The following is an 18,733-nucleotide window of genomic DNA, read 5'->3' on the forward strand; positions in this document are numbered from 1 at the left end:
CAAACTTTTTTTATTTTCATTCAAATAACCTTTAATTGAAAGCTATTCTCAACTTCCCTTTTAAATATGAAGCAATTTTTTCAAAAACGCTATTAGTCACAAAATGTACACATAATTTTAACAAATGTGTGAACCCACGTCACACCTTGATTTATCAACATTTTTGATACAATTTTATTAATTTTTTTCCCATAAGCCCTTGTAAATATTGTGTAATAACTTAAAATTAATGTTAAGCCCTACATTTGTAGTATTAGGAGGTCAAAAAAGTGTCAAAATTTAAGTCTTTGCTTCTATTATTTGGCACACTAATTTTACTTAGTGGTTGTTCAAATATAGAAATTTTCAACGCAAAAGGGCCAGTAGCAAGTAGTCAGAAGTTCTTGATTCTTTATTCAATCGTCTTCATGCTTGTTATTTGTTTCGTTGTACTTGGCATGTTCGCCATTTTTATTTACAAGTATAGTTATAATAAGAATGCCGAATCTGGTAAGATGCACCATAATGCCATCATTGAAACAATATGGTTTGTAATACCTATCATAATCGTTGCTGCTTTAGCTATTCCTACAGTTAAAACTTTATACGATTACGAAAAACCACCGAAGAGTGAGAAAGATCCAATGGTAGTATATGCAGTAAGTGCAGGATACAAATGGTTCTTTGCTTATCCAGATGAACATATAGAGACTGTTAATACATTAACAATCCCTAAAGATCGTCCTGTTGTATTTAAGCTTCAAGCTATGGATACAATGACAAGTTTCTGGATTCCACAATTAGGTGGTCAAAAATATGCCATGACTGGCATGACAATGAATTGGACGTTAGAAGCATCTCAAACTGGTACGTTCAGAGGTCGTAACTCTAACTTCAATGGTGAAGGATTCTCACGTCAAACATTTAAAGTAAATGCCGTTAGTCAAAAAGACTACGACAAATGGGTGAAAGAAGTTAAAGGTAAGAAAACGTTAGATCAAGATACATTTGATAAACAATTATTACCAAGCACACCTAATAAAGCTTTAGAATTTAATGGTACACATATGGCGTTTGTTGATCCAGCAGCCGATCCAGAATACATCTTCTATGCATATAAACGTTTCAATTTCGAATTGAAAGATCCAAACTTCACTAGTGAAGAAAATATGTTTAAAGATGTATCAGACAAACCATTAATACCTGCTCGTAAAGCTCAAATTACAAATGCGAACTATAAACGACATGGTATGAAATTGATGATTCTTGGAAATGACGAACCATATAACAATGAGTTCAAGAAAGATGAATCGAAAAATGCGAAAGAAATGAAGAAAATTTCAAAAGATGCGCAAGATCAAGACAATGATGATCATGGAGGTGGACATTAATGAATTTTCCATGGGATCAATTACTAGTTAAAGGTAACTGGATGATTACAATGGCACAAATTGGTGCCCCATTCTTAGTTATTGGTTTAATCGCAGTAATTACTTACTTTAAATTATGGAAATATCTTTACAAAGAATGGTTCACATCTGTAGACCATAAGAAAATCGGTATTATGTATTTAATCTGTGCCGTATTAATGTTCGTCCGTGGTGGTATTGATGCGTTACTTATTCGTGCGCAATTAACAGTACCTGATAACAAATTTTTAGAATCTAACCACTATAACGAAATTTTTAGTACACATGGTGTAATCATGATTATCTTCATGGCAATGCCATTTATCTTTGGTTTATGGAATATCGTTGTTCCATTACAAATTGGAGCACGTGATGTTGCATTCCCAGTATTAAACAACGTAAGTTTCTGGCTATTCTTTGCAGGTATGATTTTATTCAACCTGTCATTTATTATTGGTGGTTCACCAGCAGCTGGTTGGACAAACTATGCGCCACTAGCAGGTGAATTCAGTCCTGGTCCGGGTGTTAACTATTACTTAATAGCTATACAAATTTCAGGGCTTGGTACCTTAGCTACAGGTATCAACTTCTTTGTTACAATTTTAAGATGTAAAACACCAACTATGAAGTTTATGCAAATGCCAATGTTTACAGTAACAACATTTATTACTACATTAATTGTTATTCTTGCTTTCCCTCCTTTAACAGTAGCGTTAGCATTAATGACAACTGATAGAATATTTGACACAGCATTCTTCACAGTTGCACATGGCGGTATGCCAATGCTTTGGGCTAACTTCTTCTGGGTATGGGGGCACCCTGAAGTTTATATCGTTATCCTTCCAGCATTTGGTATTTACTCAGAAATTATCCCGACATTCGCTCGTAAGCGTTTATTCGGACATCAAAGTATGGTATGGGCAACTGCCGGTATCGCGTTCCTTAGTTTCTTAGTTTGGGTTCACCATTTCTTCACAATGGGTAATGGTGCGTTAATCAACTCATTCTTCTCAATTTCAACAATGCTGATTGGTATTCCAACTGGTGTGAAATTGTTTAACTGGTTATTAACATTATATAAAGGACGTATTACATTTGAGTCACCAATGCTATTCTCATTAGCATTTATCCCTAACTTCCTTTTAGGTGGTGTTACGGGTGTAATGTTAGCAATGGCATCTGCTGACTATCAATATCACAATACGTACTTCTTAGTAGCTCACTTCCACTATACATTGGTTACTGGTGTTGTATTTGCCTGCTTAGCTGGTTTAATCTTCTGGTATCCAAAGATGATGGGTTACAAATTAAACGAAACATTAAACAAATGGTGCTTCTGGTTCTTCATGATCGGATTTAACGTTTGTTTCTTACCACAATTCATTCTTGGATTAGATGGTATGCCACGTCGTTTATACACTTATATGCCATCAGATGGTTGGTTCTTATTAAACTTAATTTCAACTATCGGTGCATTATTAATGGCAATCGGATTCTTATTCCTTGTTGTTAGTATCGTATACAGTCACTTCAAATCTCCACGTGAAGCAACAGGAGATAACTGGGATGGCCTTGGTCGTACTCTAGAGTGGACTACTGCATCAGCAATTCCACCTAAATACAACTTTGCCATTACACCAGATTGGAATGACTACGACACATTTGTTGATATGAAAGAACATGGTCGTCATTACTTAGACAACCATAATTACAAAGACATTCATATGCCAAACAATACTCCTGTTGGATTCTGGATTGGTATCTTTATGACTATCGGCGGTTTCTTCTTAATTTTCGAAACTGTAATTCCAGCATTAATTTGTTTATTCGGTATTTTTGGTACTATGATTTATCGCAGTTTCCAAATCGATCACGGATATCATATCCCTGCTGCTGAAGTTGCTGAAACTGAAGCTAGATTAAGAGAAGCGCGTATTAAAGAAAGGGAGGCTGTAAGTCATGAGTCATGATACAAACACTATTGATTCACGCACACATGAAGGCGAATTAAATAAGCTTGGCTTTTGGATTTTCATTACAGCCGAATTTGCGTTATTCGGTACCCTATTTGCGACACTATTAACTTTGCAACATGGTGGCGATTATGCAGGTAAAATGACTACTGAGTTATTTGAATTGCCTCTTGTTTTAATAATGACGTTTGCATTATTATTCAGTTCTTACACATGTGGTATTGCTATTTACTACATGCGCCAAGAAAAACAAAAGTTAATGATGTTTTGGATGATCATTACGTTACTTTTAGGTTTAGTCTTTGTTGGATTCGAAATTTATGAATTCGCACACTATGCATCAGAAGGCGTTAACCCAACAATTGGCTCTTACTGGTCTAGTTTCTTTATCCTATTAGGAACGCATGGTTGTCACGTATCGCTAGGTATCGTTTGGGCCATTTGTTTATTAATCCAAATCCAACGACGCGGATTAGACAAATATAATGCGCCAAAATTATTTATAGTAAGTTTATACTGGCACTTCTTAGATGTTGTTTGGGTTTTCATCTTTACTGCCGTATATATGATAGGGATGGTGTATAGCGGATGAGTACAATAATGAAACATACTGTAGGATTTATCGCATCTATCGTATTAACGCTTTTAGCAGTTTACGTAACACTATACACGTCATTAACATTCCACGCGAAGTTGACAATTATCTTTGGCTTTGCATTCGTCCAAGCAGGACTTCAATTATTAATGTTCATGCATTTAACTGAAGGTAAAGATGGACGTTTACAAACATTCAAAGTTATCTTTGCTCTTGTAATTACACTTTGTTTCGTTGTCGGAACATATTGGGTTATGCAAGGCGGTCACTCTTCACACTTATAAACAACATTTTAATAATGTAAAGTTTAACCAGCTAACACTTTTGTTAGCTGGTTTTTATTATCCTTCAATTTTTAAATGGTTAAGTCCCCTTCTATATCTTATAAGACAATCATTATTATCAATTCAATTAATACATTAACAGCCACAACTAATTAATATAGTAACTTCAAAATCCATATTTATGTCTAAAGATAATTTCAATGTTGTTCACCTCAATAAAATTATCCCTAGGTTTTTAAAAATTGTACATGTTTAAACAATCAAACATGTAGATTATTAAATTATCATTTCCAGTTAGATTTAGAAAACATTCAGACCACGCATGGACCAACGTATTCGTCTTCATTCATTTTAGTTTGATGCCAGCTCATCAAATGTTTTCCACTTTTATGAGTTAACACAAATTTTTAAACTCATCCTTCTTCAACCTTATACTTTAAACTTTTTACCACTATAAAAAAGAAGATATAACTCGTATACTGGTCAGATAAGGTCGATGCCTTAATGCCATATACATGTTATATCTTCTATATTAATTATTGAACAATAACACCCTTCGTATTGTAAGGTTTATTTTGTTTTAAAATATCATTATAAATATGTTTGATTCGAACTTCATTGTTTCCTTTTACATTTAATGCAAGTACAACTACATACTTATCATTATAGTAAACAGTAAAGACTTGTCCGAAGAATCCACCATTTAAACGATTTAATGTTGGTTTAACATAAAAACCATATCGATATTCATCTGGATACTGTTTCGTACCAAACTCATGTAATAATGGATTGGTTATTTTAGGACTGAATAATTTATATTGTTGTATTTGAGTAATTAATTTACCCATATCTGTTGGTGTCATATATAAATTACCTGCACCATAGTATTGGTCCAAAATATTAGGTCTTAAGAACGAAAGTCCTGTACTATTATAAGCATAACCTTTTGCTAGATATTTTTTAAAAGGTTGTTCATCATAAAATGCTGTGTGCTGAAGTTTTAATGGATCCCCTATTTTTGTATAATAATTCTCAGCATAAGATTTACCTGTAACTTCTTCAATAACTTTAGCAAGTACTAAATAATTCCCATCGTTATACATATGCTTTTTGTATTTCTTAGGATCAATACCACGTTTTTGAATCGCTTTAACTGCTTGATCTAAGTTTTTATAATCTTTTGAGGATTTATATTTATATAATCCACTTTGATGCAACATCAAATCTTTCAATGGGATAGGCTTAGATGTTTTAAACCATGGAAGGTATTTACTTACTGGATCATTGATATTTATTTTATGTTCTTCTTCTAACTGTTTTAACAGTAACCCTGTTGAAAATTTTTGAGCTGAACCTATTAAAAACATTGTATTCGGTGTGTTTTTAATACCTTTTTCAAAATCTTGATATCCATAACCTTTACTCATTTTCAATTTGCCATTTTCATATATAGCTACTGAACCGTTAAATAATGAACTTTGTAAATACTTGTCAATTTTCTTATATTTAGGATCCTTGCTATTATATACTTCTTTTAGTTTAGACGGCGCAACCTTTTCCTTATTACGATCTACTAAATATTTTTCATTGTCTGATAATTTTGTTTCCTTATGTATTGGTTCTATAGAATGTGTCTTCGTCTGTAATCGATGAAAAATTAACGCTATAGAAATAATGATAAATAATAGTACACACACATGTATAACTAGTTTTACTTTATTAAATTTCATTTGATAATAGCCTCACAATGTATTCATTATATATTTAAATAGTTAAAACTTTGAACCTAGCTTCCTAATAATACAACTTACAAAAATTAATTTATCATTCATTTATGCTTTACGCTACATAGTAATAAATTTTTCTAATATGTTATCTATACAACAAAATTAATTATACCTTATCACTTTGTATAAATCACTCGAATTTATATTACGCCTTTAAATTTTTTAAGACATCATACTAAAGTCGCATTATATTTTTAAAAATGCTTTTTGATTTTAACAAAACATTCAAATTACAAGGAACTTTGACATAACATTTGTATTTTTTACTATAAAGTACTACAATTTAAGGCTATAATGTATTAGTAATGAAGTTGTATAAATATCGTTCAACTAATTATATTTTAAAATTATGATTATGATTTAACAAAAATTTAATATAGGAGCATCAATCATGAATAAATTTTTAAAATACTTTTTGATCCTTCTAGCATTGGTTCTCATTGTTGTTCCAATAGTCTTCGCTACGTTACTTTTTAAAACGTCCCAAGATGCATTCGAATCTTCTCAAGACAGCAAAAATGCTAATCGTCAATCCAACTTAAGAGATAATAAAGTCAATCCCGAAGAACAACCTATCTCTATTCTTTTCTTAGGTATCGATGATAACGATGGAAGAAGAAAAAAAGGACAGGATGCTGAACACTCTAGATCAGACGCTATGATTTTAACTACTTTTAATCAATCAAAACATCAAATTAGAATGCTTAGTATTCCACGTGATACTATCAGCTACATTCCTAAAGTTGGCTATTACGATAAGATTACCCACGCACATGCATATGGTGGTCCAATTGCCGCAATGGATTCGGTAGAAGCTACCATGAATGTACCTGTTGATTATTATGTGAGAGTCAATATGAAAGCATTTGTCGAGGCTGTAAATGAGCTTGGTGGCATATACTATGATGTGCCGTACGACTTAAATGAACCTAACACAGATGATACTGGTAAGATTAAAATTAAAAAAGGGTACCAAAAATTAAATGGTGATGAGGCTTTAGCAGTTGCTAGAACTAGACATCATGATTCAGACTTGAAACGCGGACAACGTCAAATGGAATTAATTAAGATTTTATTCCAAAAAGCACAGGAAGTTGATTCTATTGATAAACTTGATAATGTGATTCAAATTGTAGGTAAAAATGCTAAGCATAATTTAACTAACTCTGAAATTAAAGCTTTAGCTAAAATGTACTTAACAAATGATGTTGAAATTAAAACTGCACAACTAAAAGGTAAAGATGATATGTTAAATGGTATTTACTATTATCATCCAAGCGTTGAAAGCATTCAAAAATATGCTAACTTACTTCGTAATGATTTAGAATTATCACCTATCAATGATAAAAATGATTTCTTAGATCAACGTGTTATCAACCATTATGGTTCATTAATACCATTAACGCCTTTAGATAGTAGTTTATTGAGAAAAGAACAAAACGATACGACAGATAAAGATAAATCTTCGAATAATACTGACGACAGTAATAATAGTAATAACAACAATGGTGTCAATAATCAGCAACAACCTACTACGGGTCAAAACACTAACCAAGATCAAGGTAATATTCAACAAACGCCACAAGCTTCAAATAACCAAAATGGTGTTGTAAACTAATATTATATGACGATTAACATTTACTATTTATGAAAGGAGCATCATACATGAGTAGAAAAACATACGAAAAGATTGCAAATATAAATGGGATGTTTAATATGTTAGAACAACAAATTATTCATAGCCAAGATATGGCTCATTTTAGAAGTGAATTTTTTTACGTCAATCATGAGCATCGAGAAAACTATGAAGCACTCCTAATTTATTACAAAAATAGTATCGAGAATCCTATTGTAGATGGTGCATGTTATATTTTAGCCCTACCTGAAATTTTCAATAGTGTAGATGTTTTCGAATCAGAGTTACCATTTTCATGGGTATATGATGAAAATGGCATTACCGAAACAATGAAATCACTTAGTATTCCATTACAATATTTAGTCGCAGCAGCTTTAGAAGTAACTGATGTGAACATCTTTAAACCTTCTGGGTTTACAATGGGAATGAATAATTGGAATATTGCTCAAATGCGAATCTTTTGGCAATATACAGCAATTATTAGAAAAGAAGCACTATAACAATAATAATTAATTAGCTATAAAGATGATTCTTGTGAATCATCTTTATAGCTTTTTTATGTCTAATTATTTTTGTGGAAAATAACAATCGTTATTCTATGTTATTATTAGTAAATTAAATGTAAATGATTTTGTTAGGATATGGAGGAATTTTATGTTTTCAAAAGTAAACAATCAAGAGATGTTAGAAGATTGCTTCTATATAAGAAAGAAAGTGTTTGTAGAAGAACAAGGCGTCCCAGAGGAAAGTGAAATTGATGAATATGAATCTGAATCTATTCACCTCATTGGATATGATAATGGACAGCCAGTTGCCACAGCTCGTATACGCCCTATTAATGAAACAACTGTCAAAATAGAACGAGTGGCTGTGATAAAATCACATCGTGGACAAGGAATGGGTAGAATGCTTATGCAAGCTGTAGAATCATTAGCTAAAGATGAAGGTTTTTACGTAGCTACTATGAATGCCCAATGTCATGCTATCCCATTTTATGAAAGTTTAAACTTTAAAATGAGAGGTAATATATTTCTTGAGGAAGGCATCGAGCATATTGAAATGACAAAAAAGTTAACCTCGCTTAATTAAAAAAAGTTGTATCTATTTTAGAAACATTTGTAATAAACCAATTCTTAAATTGACATCAATTCTATTTGATTTGTCACGTCACCATTGAGATTCAAAATTTTTTTCATTTTTTTACAGTGAAAATATAAATTAAGAGTATATTACAAATTGGTTAAATATGCACAGGTATACAAAACAGGTACTATAATGTTAGTAATAATTAATAAATGTTAGGAGTAATAAATAGAATGGCGAAAAAATTCAATTACAAACTACCATCAATGGTTGCATTAACGCTTGTAGGTTCAGCAGTCACTGCACATCAAGTTCAAGCAGCTGAGACGACACAAGATCAAACTACTAATAAAAACGTTTTAGATAGTAATAAAGTTAAAGCAACTACTGAACAAGCAAAAGCTGAGGTAAAAAATCCAACGCAAAACATTTCTGGCACTCAAGTATATCAAGACCCTGCTATTGTCCAACCAAAAACAGCAAATAACAAAACAGGCAATGCTCAAGTAAGTCAAAAAGTTGATACTGCACAAGTAAATGGTGACACTCGTGCTAATCAATCAGCGACTACAAATAATACGAAGCCTGTTGCAAAGTCAACAAGCACTACAGCACCTAAAACTAACACTAATGTTACAAATGCTGGTTATAGTTTAGTTGATGATGAAGATGATAATTCAGAAAATCAAATTAATCCAGAATTAATTAAATCAGCTGCTAAACCTGCAGCTCTTGAAACGCAATATAAAGCCGCAGCACCTAAAGCTGCAACTACAACAGCACCTAAAGCTAAAACTGAAGCGACACCTAAAGTAACTACTTTTAGCGCTTCAGCACAACCAAGATCAGTTGCTGCAACACCAAAAACGAGTTTGCCAAAATATAAACCACAAGTAAACTCTTCAATTAACGATTACATTCGTAAAAATAACTTAAAAGCACCTAAGATTGAAGAAGATTATACATCTTACTTCCCTAAATACGCATACCGTAACGGTGTTGGGCGTCCTGAAGGTATCGTAGTTCATGATACAGCTAATGATCGTTCGACGATAAATGGTGAAATTAGTTATATGAAAAACAACTATCAAAACGCATTCGTACATGCATTTGTTGATGGGGATCGTATAATCGAAACAGCACCAACGGATTACTTATCTTGGGGTGTCGGTGCAGTCGGTAATCCTAGATTCATCAATGTTGAAATCGTTCATACACACGATTATGCTTCATTTGCACGTTCAATGAATAACTATGCTGACTATGCAGCTACACAATTGCAATATTATGGTTTGAAACCTGATAGTGCTGAATATGATGGAAATGGTACAGTATGGACTCACTACGCTGTAAGTAAATATTTAGGTGGTACGGACCATGCCGATCCACATGGATATTTAAGAAGTCATAATTATAGTTATGATCAACTATATGACTTAATTAATGAAAAATATTTAATTAAAATGGGGAAAGTTGCGCCTTGGGGCACACAATCTACAACTACCCCTACTACACCATCAAAACCATCAACACCGTCGACACCATCAACTGGTAAATTAACTGTTGCTGCAAACAATGGTGTTGCTCAAATTAAACCGACAAATAGTGGCTTATATACTACTGTTTACGACAAAACTGGTAAAGCAACTAATGAAGTTCAAAAAACATTTGCTGTATCTAAAACAGCTACATTAGGTAATCAAAAATTCTATCTTGTTCAAGATTACAATTCTGGTAATAAATTTGGTTGGGTTAAAGAAGGCGATGTGGTTTACAACACATCTAAATCACCTGTAAATGTAAATCAATCATATTCAATCAAACCTGGTACGAAACTTTATACAGTACCTTGGGGTACATCTAAACAAGTTGCTGGTAGCGTGTCTGGCTCTGGTAACCAAACATTTAAGGCTTCAAAGCAACAACAAATTGATAAATCAATTTATTTATATGGCTCTGTGAATGGTAAATCTGGTTGGGTAAGTAAAGCATATTTAGTTGATACTGCTAAACCTACACCAACACCTAAGCCATCAACACCTACAACAAATAATAAATTAACAGTTTCATCATTAAACGGTGTTGCTCAAATTAATGCTAAAAACAATGGCTTATTCACTACAGTTTATGACAAAACTGGTAAGCCAACGAAAGAAGTTCAAAAAACATTTGCTGTAACAAAAGAAGCAAGTCTAGGTGGAAACAAATTCTACTTAGTTAAAGATTACAATAGTCCAACTTTAATTGGTTGGGTTAAACAAGGTGACGTTATTTATAACAATGCAAAATCACCTGTAAATGTAATGCAAACATATACAGTAAAACCCGGCACTAAATTATATTCAGTACCTTGGGGTACTTATAAACAAGAAGCTGGTGCGGTATCTGGTACAGGTAACCAAACTTTTAAAGCGACTAAGCAACAACAAATTGATAAATCTATCTATTTATATGGAACTGTAAATGGTAAATCCGGTTGGGTAAGTAAAGCATATTTAGCTGAACCTGTTGCACCTAAAAAAGCTGTAGCACAACCAAAAACAGCTGTAAAAGCTTATGCTGTTACTAAACCACAAACGACTCAAACAGTTAGCAAAATTGCTCAAGTTAAACCAAACAACACTGGTATTCGTGCTTCTGTTTATGAAAAAACAGCGAAAAACGGTGCGAAATATGCAGACCGCACGTTCTATGTAACAAAAGAGCGTGCTCATGGTAATGAAACGTATGTATTATTAAACAATACAAGCCATAACATCCCATTAGGTTGGTTCAATGTAAAAGACTTAAATGTTCAAAACTTAGGCAAAGAAGTTAAAACGACTCAAAAATATACTGTTAATAAATCAAATAACGGCTTATCAATGGTTCCTTGGGGTACTAAAAACCAAGTCATTTTAACAGGCAATAACATTGCTCAAGGTACATTTAATGCAACGAAACAAGTATCTGTAGGCAAAGATGTTTATTTATACGGTACTATTAATAACCGCACTGGTTGGGTAAATGCAAAAGATTTAACTGCACCAACTGCTGTTAAACCAACTACATCAGCTGCCAAAGATTATAACTACACTTATGTAATTAAAAATGGTAATGGTTATTACTATGTAACACCAAATTCTGATACAGCTAAATACTCATTAAAAGCATTTAATGAACAACCATTCGCAGTTGTTAAAGAACAAGTCATTAATGGACAAACTTGGTACTATGGTAAATTATCTAACGGTAAATTAGCATGGATTAAATCAACTGATTTAGCTAAAGAATTAATTAAGTATAATCAAACAGGTATGACATTAAACCAAGTTGCTCAAATACAAGCTGGTTTACAATATAAACCACAAGTACAACGTGTACCAGGTAAGTGGACTGATGCTAACTTTAATGATGTTAAGCATGCAATGGATACGAAGCGTTTAGCTCAAGATCCAGCATTAAAATATCAATTCTTACGCTTAGACCAACCACAAAATATTTCTATTGATAAAATTAATCAATTCTTAAAAGGTAAAGGTGTATTAGAAAACCAAGGTGCTGCATTTAACAAAGCTGCTCAAATGTATGGCATTAATGAAGTTTATCTTATCTCACATGCCCTATTAGAAACAGGTAACGGTACTTCTCAATTAGCAAAAGGTGCAGATGTTGTGAACAACAAAGTTGTAACTAACTCTAACACGAAATACCATAACGTATTTGGTATTGCTGCATATGATAACGATCCTTTACGTGAAGGTATTAAATATGCTAAACAAGCTGGTTGGGACACAGTATCAAAAGCAATCGTTGGTGGTGCTAAATTCATCGGCAACTCATATGTAAAAGCTGGTCAAAATACGCTTTACAAAATGAGATGGAATCCTGCACATCCAGGAACACACCAATATGCAACAGATGTAGATTGGGCTAACATCAATGCTAAAATCATCAAAGGCTACTATGATAAAATTGGCGAAGTCGGCAAATACTTCGACATCCCACAATATAAATAAGCAACATGAACATAGGATCAAAAGTCATCCCCCCACTATCAATCATGGGGGATGACCTTTGATCCCTTTTTTATACATACACAAGCAAAAATAGCGGTGATTGTTTACCATCAATTTTAACAATCACCGCTACTTTTGCTTGTAATTCATGATTCAATTTTTGTTGTGTGCACAATGACACTAAATTATGTGTTTGCTATTGCCGTGTTACAACGATATGCGTCGTTGATTTAACTTATCAAGTAATTGATTTAAATTGTCTAATTCGACTTCCGATAAACATTGACACCTTGCTTCAATCAATTCGCAACGTGCATTATTTATTTGTGAAATCAATGTACGTGCTTGATCAGTCAAAATTAATTCTTTACATCTTAAATCTTCGCTAGATTGTTGACTTGTGATGTACCCTTTCAAAACTAATTTCTTAATCCACCTTGAAACTATAGATTGTTCCCTGCTAATCTTCATCGTCAAATCATACTGTGATAAGCGATCGTAATTAAATAAAATACGGAGAAGTTCTAGCTGTTCAGATGTGATATCCGTGCGTTGTCCAAATCTTCTATTCACTAAGTTTAAGTCATTGTTAGTCAGTGTAATAAGTTTTTCAAGTTGTTTATACATGTTGTTCTACTCCACTACATATTATTTATAATATTATATGCTTTTTTTATAATTTTTACAATACTATTCGACACAATAGACAAATTTGTTGCATAACTAATACAAAATATAATAAATTAGTAAGAGTCTTATGGACATAAAGGAGATAAAATATGACTTCATTAAAAGAGAGAGATTATTTTTTTGACAACGCAAGAGCAATTTTAATATTATTAGTCGTATTTGGACATATGTTACAACCCTACACTAGTGGCGATAAGTATTTATCAGCATTATACTTAGTTATTTATAGTTTTCATATGCCAACATTTTTGTTTATATCTGGTTATTTCGCGAAAAATATTGATAAACCATACTATTTAGAAAAAATTTCAAAACGTTTGATAGTACCTTATATGATATTTTTTGCATTCTTTTCAATATATTATTTCTTAACAGGTAAAAGTGACGAATTACAACTTGATCCTTTTAACCCAGTATTTGCGTTATGGTTTTTGATCACGCTATTTTTCTTTCATGTCATTTTAGTAATAGTTAGAAGATTTAATCCATATAAAGTGCTATCAGTTTCAATTATTATATCTATTGGAGCAGGTTTTTCAGATAACATCGATAGCTACTTAAGCATTTCAAGGACAATCGTATTTTTCCCAATATTTTACCTAGGTTACATTTTTACCAAAAAACATACGGCTATTTTTAAAAATAAAAAACTAATACCAGTATCTATCATTACCTTTATTTTGTTTTTTATCATTTACGTGATTCATCCTATCAATGCAGATTGGTTATTAGGAAGTTCACCATATACTTCACTTGAAAATGAAGGACAGAGTGTATTCAGTCCTTTTAAACGACTTATATTATATGGAATTATATTAATCGCAATGACTGCGTTTCTAAATTTAATGTCAACAAAGAAAAAATTATATACTTATATTGGTAGTCGTACGCTATACGTATATTTATTACATGGTTTAATTATTGGCATTGTTAGAGGATTTGAATGGTATCCATTCGATAATCCTATTTCATTAATGACGTATCTTTATTTAATAAGTATATCTGTAATCATCGTATATGTATTATCTACAAACTTTGTTTGTAAATGGACAAATCCAATAATTAATTTACAAAGACCATCACAGTTTAAAGACTCATAATTATATAATGTCTAAGTACATTAACTGTAACCACTTCATTCATTTTGAAAAGTAGTTACTACAGTGTATTTAGACATTTTTCGTTTTTCAAATAAAGCTTAAGTAATTTACCCTTTTTTGCTTTAAAAGTATGTTATGATATTATTAATTTCTAAATTTTTAGACAATATTTGATTTATATTTGAGGTGTCACAAATGAAACTTTCTTTAAATTCTAATTCTAAATATTTAAGAGCACCAAGTATTCGCCAATTTTCAAACCGCATGAAAGGACTTGATGATTGTGTTAATTTAACTATTGGCCAACCAGACTTCCCGATGCCTGATGTTGTGAAAAAGGCATATGTTGATGCTATTAACAATGACAAGACATCATACTCTCACAATAAAGGGTTATTAGAAACTCGCGAAGCAATTAGTCAATACTTCAAAAATCGTTATCATTTTTCCTATGATCCTGAAGAAATTATTGTGACAAATGGAGCAAGTGAAGCAATAGACACAACGTTACGTTCTATCATAGAGCCTGGAGATGAAATTATAATACCGGGACCAATTTATGCAGGCTACATACCACTCATCGAAGTACTAGGTGGTAAACCAATTTATATTGATACAACAGCAACACAATTCAAAATTACACCTGATGCGTTAGAAAGTCATATTTCTCCAAAGACAAAAGCTGTCTTGTTAAATTATCCGACTAATCCAACTGGCGTAGTTTTAAAAAGAAATGAAGTTTTAAATATCGTAAATGTATTAAAAAAATATCCGATATTTATAATTAGCGATGAGATTTATGCTGAAAATACATTTAGTGGTAAACATGTATCCTTCGCTGAATTTGAAGACATTCGTGATCAATTAATATTAATTGGTGGTTTAAGTAAATCACACTCAGCAACCGGAATAAGAATTGGTTTTCTATTAGGACCTCAATATTTGATTGATAAATTAACATTTATGCACGCCTATAATTGTATTTGTGCCAATGTTCCAGCTCAAATAGCATGTATAACAGCACTTAACGAAGGATTAGAAGCTCCTAAATATATGAACGAAGCTTATGTAGAACGCAGAAATTATTTAGTTTCCGAATTAACTAAATTAGGTTTTGAGATTACAGCTCAACCTGAAGGCGCATTTTATATTTTTCCTAGTATTAAACATATTACCGATGACGATTTCGAATTTTGTGTTGATTTACTTGAATCAACACATTTAGCAATCGTTCCAGGCTCATCCTTTACAGAATTCGGTAAAGGATTTGTGAGGATTTCCTATGCTTATGAAATGGATGTTTTAAAAGAAGGTATGAAGAGACTTGCTAAATATTTAAATACTAAATAAAAATGATATGTTGAACTGGACGTCGTGAACTAAATTCATAGTACGTTCAGTTTTTTATATTCTATAAGTTTTAAATAATACTCTAAAGAGACTGTAAATACTACCGAGTTATATTCCTCTCCTTTAAACACCTCACTCAAAATGATTCTATCAAAAGATTTTAATATGCTAACTTATAATTGTTCTTCGAAACTTAAGCACTCAAATAATATATCACCATTCATATTAATCTACCTTTGGCCAAACAATTATTATTCAAAAGTTACTATTTATTATTATAAACAAATACTTTCCCTTCGCTCTCAATTCCTTTCTTATTTATTCTTTTAGATAAATGCAAACAATTGACAACCTTATCAATTTAACTCAATCGAATAAAGTGTAATACAATTCAATTTTAATTCCCTTAATGTTTTTGTAAACTCTAATCTTTACAAAAACTTTTTAATTTATTTATATATTCTTATTGACTTAAAAATTTTTAGTGTTATATTTAACTTGTAAATAAATTTTTTGGAGGTTTTTAGATGAAAGGTAAATTTTTAAAAGTTAGTTCTTTATTCGTTGCAACTTTGACAACAGCGACACTTGTGAGTTCTCCTGCAGCAAACGCGTTATCTTCAAAGGCTATGGACAATCATCCACAACAAACGCAGTCAAGCAAACAGCAAACACCTAAGATTCAAAAAGGCGGTAACCTTAAACCATTAGAACAACGTGAACGCGCAAATGTTATATTACCGAATAATGATCGACACCAAATTTTAGATACAACGAATGGTCATTATGCACCCGTAACTTATATTCAAGTTGAAGCACCTACTGGTACATTTATTGCTTCTGGTGTAGTTGTAGGTAAAGATACACTTTTAACAAATAAACACGTCGTAGATGCTACGCACGGTGATCCTCATGCTTTAAAAGCTTTCCCTTCTGCAATTAACCAAGACAATTATCCAAATGGTGGTTTCACTGCTGAACAAATCACTAAATATTCAGGCGAAGGTGATTTAGCAATAGTTAAATTCTCCCCTAATGAGCAAAACAAACATATTGGCGAAGTAGTTAAACCAGCAACAATGAGTAATAATGCTGAAACACAAGTTAACCAAAATATTACTGTAACAGGATATCCAGGTGATAAACCTGTCGCAACAATGTGGGAAAGTAAAGGAAAAATAACGTACTTAAAAGGTGAAGCAATGCAATATGATTTAAGTACAACTGGCGGCAACTCTGGATCACCAGTATTTAATGAGAAAAATGAAGTGATTGGAATTCATTGGGGCGGTGTACCAAATGAGTTTAATGGTGCGGTATTTATTAATGAAAATGTACGCAACTTCTTAAAACAAAATATTGAAGATATCAATTTTGCCAACGATGACCAACCTAATAATCCAGATAACCCTAACAATCCTGACAACCCTAACAACCCAGATGAACCAAATAACCCTGACAACCCTAATAATCCAGATAACCCTAACAACCCAGACGAACCAAATAACCCTGATAATCCAGACAATCCAGACAATGGCGATAACAATAATTCAGACAACCCTGACGCTGCATAAACTTCATCTTAATTTGGATTTAGTAAATAGAAGCAAAGACTTAGCAACGCAAAATATTTTGACTTAAATGGAGGGTATTATATGAATAGTTCATGTAAATCTAGAGTATTCAATATTATAAGCATCATAATGGTTTCAATGCTTATTTTATCACTAGGCGCATTTGCTAATAGCAATAAAGCCAAAGCTGATTCACACTCTAAACAGCTAGAAATTAATGTTAAGAGTGACAAAGTACCTCAAAAAGTAAAAGATCTAGCACAACAACAATTTGCTGGTTATGCTAAAGCATTAGATAAACAAAGTAATGCAAAAACTGGTAAATATGAACTTGGCGAAGCTTTTAAAATTTATAAATTTAATGGTGAAGAAGATAATAGTTACTATTATCCAGTTATAAAAGACGGTAAAATTGTTTATACTTTAACACTTAGCCCTAAAAATAAAGATGATTTAAACAAATCAAAAGAAGACATGAATTACAGTGTTAAAATTTCAAACTTCATTGCTAAAGATTTAGACCAAATTAAAGATAAAAATTCAAATATCACTGTTCTTACTGATGAAAAAGGATTTTATTTTGAAGAAGATGGCAAAGTTAGATTAGTAAAAGCTACGCCACTACCTGGTAATGTAAAAGAAAAAGAAAGTGCTAAAACAGTTTCAGCAAAATTGAAACAAGAGTTAAAAAATACAGTAACACCTACTAAAGTTGAAGAAAACGAAGCGATACAAGAAGATCAAGTTCAATATGAAAACACATTAAAAAACTTCAAAATTAGAGAACAACAATTCGATAACTCATGGTGTGCAGGATTCAGTATGGCAGCATTATTAAATGCAACTAAAAATACAGACACTTATAATGCACATGATATTATGCGTACATTATACCCTGAAGTAAGTGAGCAAGACCTTCCTAATTGTGCAACATTCCCTAATCAAATGATTGAATACGGTAAATCACAAGGCAGAGATATTCATTATCAAGAAGGTGTACCATCATATGAACAAGTTGATCAACTTACAAAAGATAATGTAGGAATTATGATTCTTGCACAAAGTGTATCTCAAAACCCTAATGACCCACATTTAGGACATGCGCTAGCAGTTGTTGGTAATGCTAAAATTAATGACCAAGAAAAACTTATCTACTGGAATCCTTGGGATACAGAATTATCAATCCAAGATGCAGATTCAAGCCTATTACATTTATCATTCAATCGTGATTATAACTGGTATGGTTCAATGATAGGTTACTAAAAAGTAATATAG

The 18,733-nt window shown here is 32.1% G+C and carries 15 protein-coding genes; 12 read left to right on the forward strand and 3 right to left on the reverse strand.

The features are described from left to right. Positions 1-269: 269 nt before the first annotated feature. The 4 genes from qoxA to qoxD are packed head-to-tail and all read left to right on the forward strand — an operon-like array spanning position 270 to position 4,240. Positions 270-1,370, forward strand: coding sequence for a cytochrome aa3 quinol oxidase subunit II (gene qoxA / locus ACXQH5_RS06545; RefSeq protein WP_000032836.1), 1,101 nt, complete (start codon positions 270-272; stop codon positions 1,368-1,370). Beyond that, the gene (gene qoxB / locus ACXQH5_RS06550) at positions 1,370-3,358 is read left to right on the forward strand and encodes a cytochrome aa3 quinol oxidase subunit I (RefSeq protein ID WP_001010762.1); all 1,989 of its coding nucleotides are present in this window, start codon (positions 1,370-1,372) and stop codon (positions 3,356-3,358) included. Before qoxA ends, qoxB begins: the two co-directional genes overlap by 1 nt. After that, a complete protein-coding gene (gene qoxC / locus ACXQH5_RS06555) occupies positions 3,348-3,953 on the forward strand; it encodes a cytochrome aa3 quinol oxidase subunit III (RefSeq protein ID WP_000017736.1) in 606 nt (201 codons plus the stop codon). The genes qoxB and qoxC overlap by 11 nt, the downstream gene beginning before the upstream one ends. An 8-nt stretch (positions 3,954-3,961) precedes the next feature. Beyond that, the gene (gene qoxD / locus ACXQH5_RS06560; RefSeq protein ID WP_001797236.1) at positions 3,962-4,240 is read left to right on the forward strand and encodes a cytochrome aa3 quinol oxidase subunit IV; all 279 of its coding nucleotides are present in this window, start codon (positions 3,962-3,964) and stop codon (positions 4,238-4,240) included. Positions 4,241-4,776: 536 nt separating this feature from the next. Here qoxD and fmtA read toward each other — a convergent pair. Further along, complete coding sequence (gene fmtA / locus ACXQH5_RS06565; RefSeq protein WP_000671262.1) at positions 4,777-5,970, reverse strand: teichoic acid D-Ala esterase FmtA; 1,194 nt, start codon at positions 5,968-5,970, stop codon at positions 4,777-4,779. Between the two features lie 448 nt (positions 5,971-6,418). On the opposite strand from fmtA, the gene ACXQH5_RS06570 reads away from it, so the two are divergent. The 4 genes from ACXQH5_RS06570 to atl all read left to right on the forward strand — a co-directional run bounded on the left by ACXQH5_RS06570 (position 6,419) and on the right by atl (position 12,744). Further along, the gene (locus tag ACXQH5_RS06570) at positions 6,419-7,645 is read left to right on the forward strand and encodes a polyisoprenyl-teichoic acid--peptidoglycan teichoic acid transferase (RefSeq protein ID WP_001031982.1); all 1,227 of its coding nucleotides are present in this window, start codon (positions 6,419-6,421) and stop codon (positions 7,643-7,645) included. A gap of 47 nt (positions 7,646-7,692) precedes the next feature. Then, on the forward strand, positions 7,693-8,163 hold the full coding sequence (locus ACXQH5_RS06575; protein ID WP_000088437.1) for an osmotic stress response protein: 471 nt from the start codon (positions 7,693-7,695) through the stop codon (positions 8,161-8,163). Positions 8,164-8,317: 154 nt separating this feature from the next. Beyond that, positions 8,318-8,752 carry a GNAT family N-acetyltransferase gene (locus tag ACXQH5_RS06580; protein WP_000491980.1) on the forward strand — a complete coding sequence of 145 codons (435 nt, stop codon included), beginning with the start codon at positions 8,318-8,320 and terminating at the stop codon, positions 8,750-8,752. A 227-nt stretch (positions 8,753-8,979) separates the two neighbouring features. Further along, positions 8,980-12,744 carry a bifunctional autolysin gene (gene atl / locus ACXQH5_RS06585; RefSeq protein WP_001074527.1) on the forward strand — a complete coding sequence of 1,255 codons (3,765 nt, stop codon included), beginning with the start codon at positions 8,980-8,982 and terminating at the stop codon, positions 12,742-12,744. A gap of 70 nt (positions 12,745-12,814) precedes the next feature. Here atl and ACXQH5_RS06590 read toward each other — a convergent pair whose 3' ends face one another. Together ACXQH5_RS06590 and ACXQH5_RS06595 are read right to left on the reverse strand one after the other, a co-directional pair. Then, positions 12,815-12,925 carry a hypothetical protein gene (locus ACXQH5_RS06590; RefSeq protein ID WP_001788579.1) on the reverse strand — a complete coding sequence of 37 codons (111 nt, stop codon included), beginning with the start codon at positions 12,923-12,925 and terminating at the stop codon, positions 12,815-12,817. Between the two features lie 26 nt (positions 12,926-12,951). Beyond that, positions 12,952-13,371, reverse strand: a complete 420-nt coding sequence (locus ACXQH5_RS06595; RefSeq protein ID WP_000278015.1) for a MarR family transcriptional regulator — start codon at positions 13,369-13,371, stop codon at positions 12,952-12,954. Positions 13,372-13,523: 152 nt separating this feature from the next. Here ACXQH5_RS06595 and ACXQH5_RS06600 point away from each other — a divergent pair, with 152 nt between their 5' ends. The 4 genes from ACXQH5_RS06600 to sspB all read left to right on the forward strand — a co-directional run bounded on the left by ACXQH5_RS06600 (position 13,524) and on the right by sspB (position 18,721). Further along, positions 13,524-14,534 carry an acyltransferase family protein gene (locus tag ACXQH5_RS06600; protein WP_000202434.1) on the forward strand — a complete coding sequence of 337 codons (1,011 nt, stop codon included), beginning with the start codon at positions 13,524-13,526 and terminating at the stop codon, positions 14,532-14,534. Between the two features lie 195 nt (positions 14,535-14,729). Then, a complete protein-coding gene (locus ACXQH5_RS06605; RefSeq protein WP_000777567.1) occupies positions 14,730-15,884 on the forward strand; it encodes an aminotransferase class I/II-fold pyridoxal phosphate-dependent enzyme in 1,155 nt (384 codons plus the stop codon). A 527-nt stretch (positions 15,885-16,411) separates the two neighbouring features. Next, positions 16,412-17,458, forward strand: a complete 1,047-nt coding sequence (gene sspA, locus ACXQH5_RS06610) for a Glu-specific serine endopeptidase SspA (protein WP_000676555.1) — start codon at positions 16,412-16,414, stop codon at positions 17,456-17,458. 81 nt (positions 17,459-17,539) lie between these two features. After that, positions 17,540-18,721, forward strand: a complete 1,182-nt coding sequence (sspB, locus tag ACXQH5_RS06615) for a cysteine protease staphopain B (RefSeq protein ID WP_001088784.1) — start codon at positions 17,540-17,542, stop codon at positions 18,719-18,721. The last annotated feature ends 12 nt before the right edge of the window (positions 18,722-18,733 follow it).

The sequence above is a fragment of the Staphylococcus sp. SA22 genome (genome assembly GCF_054165785.1).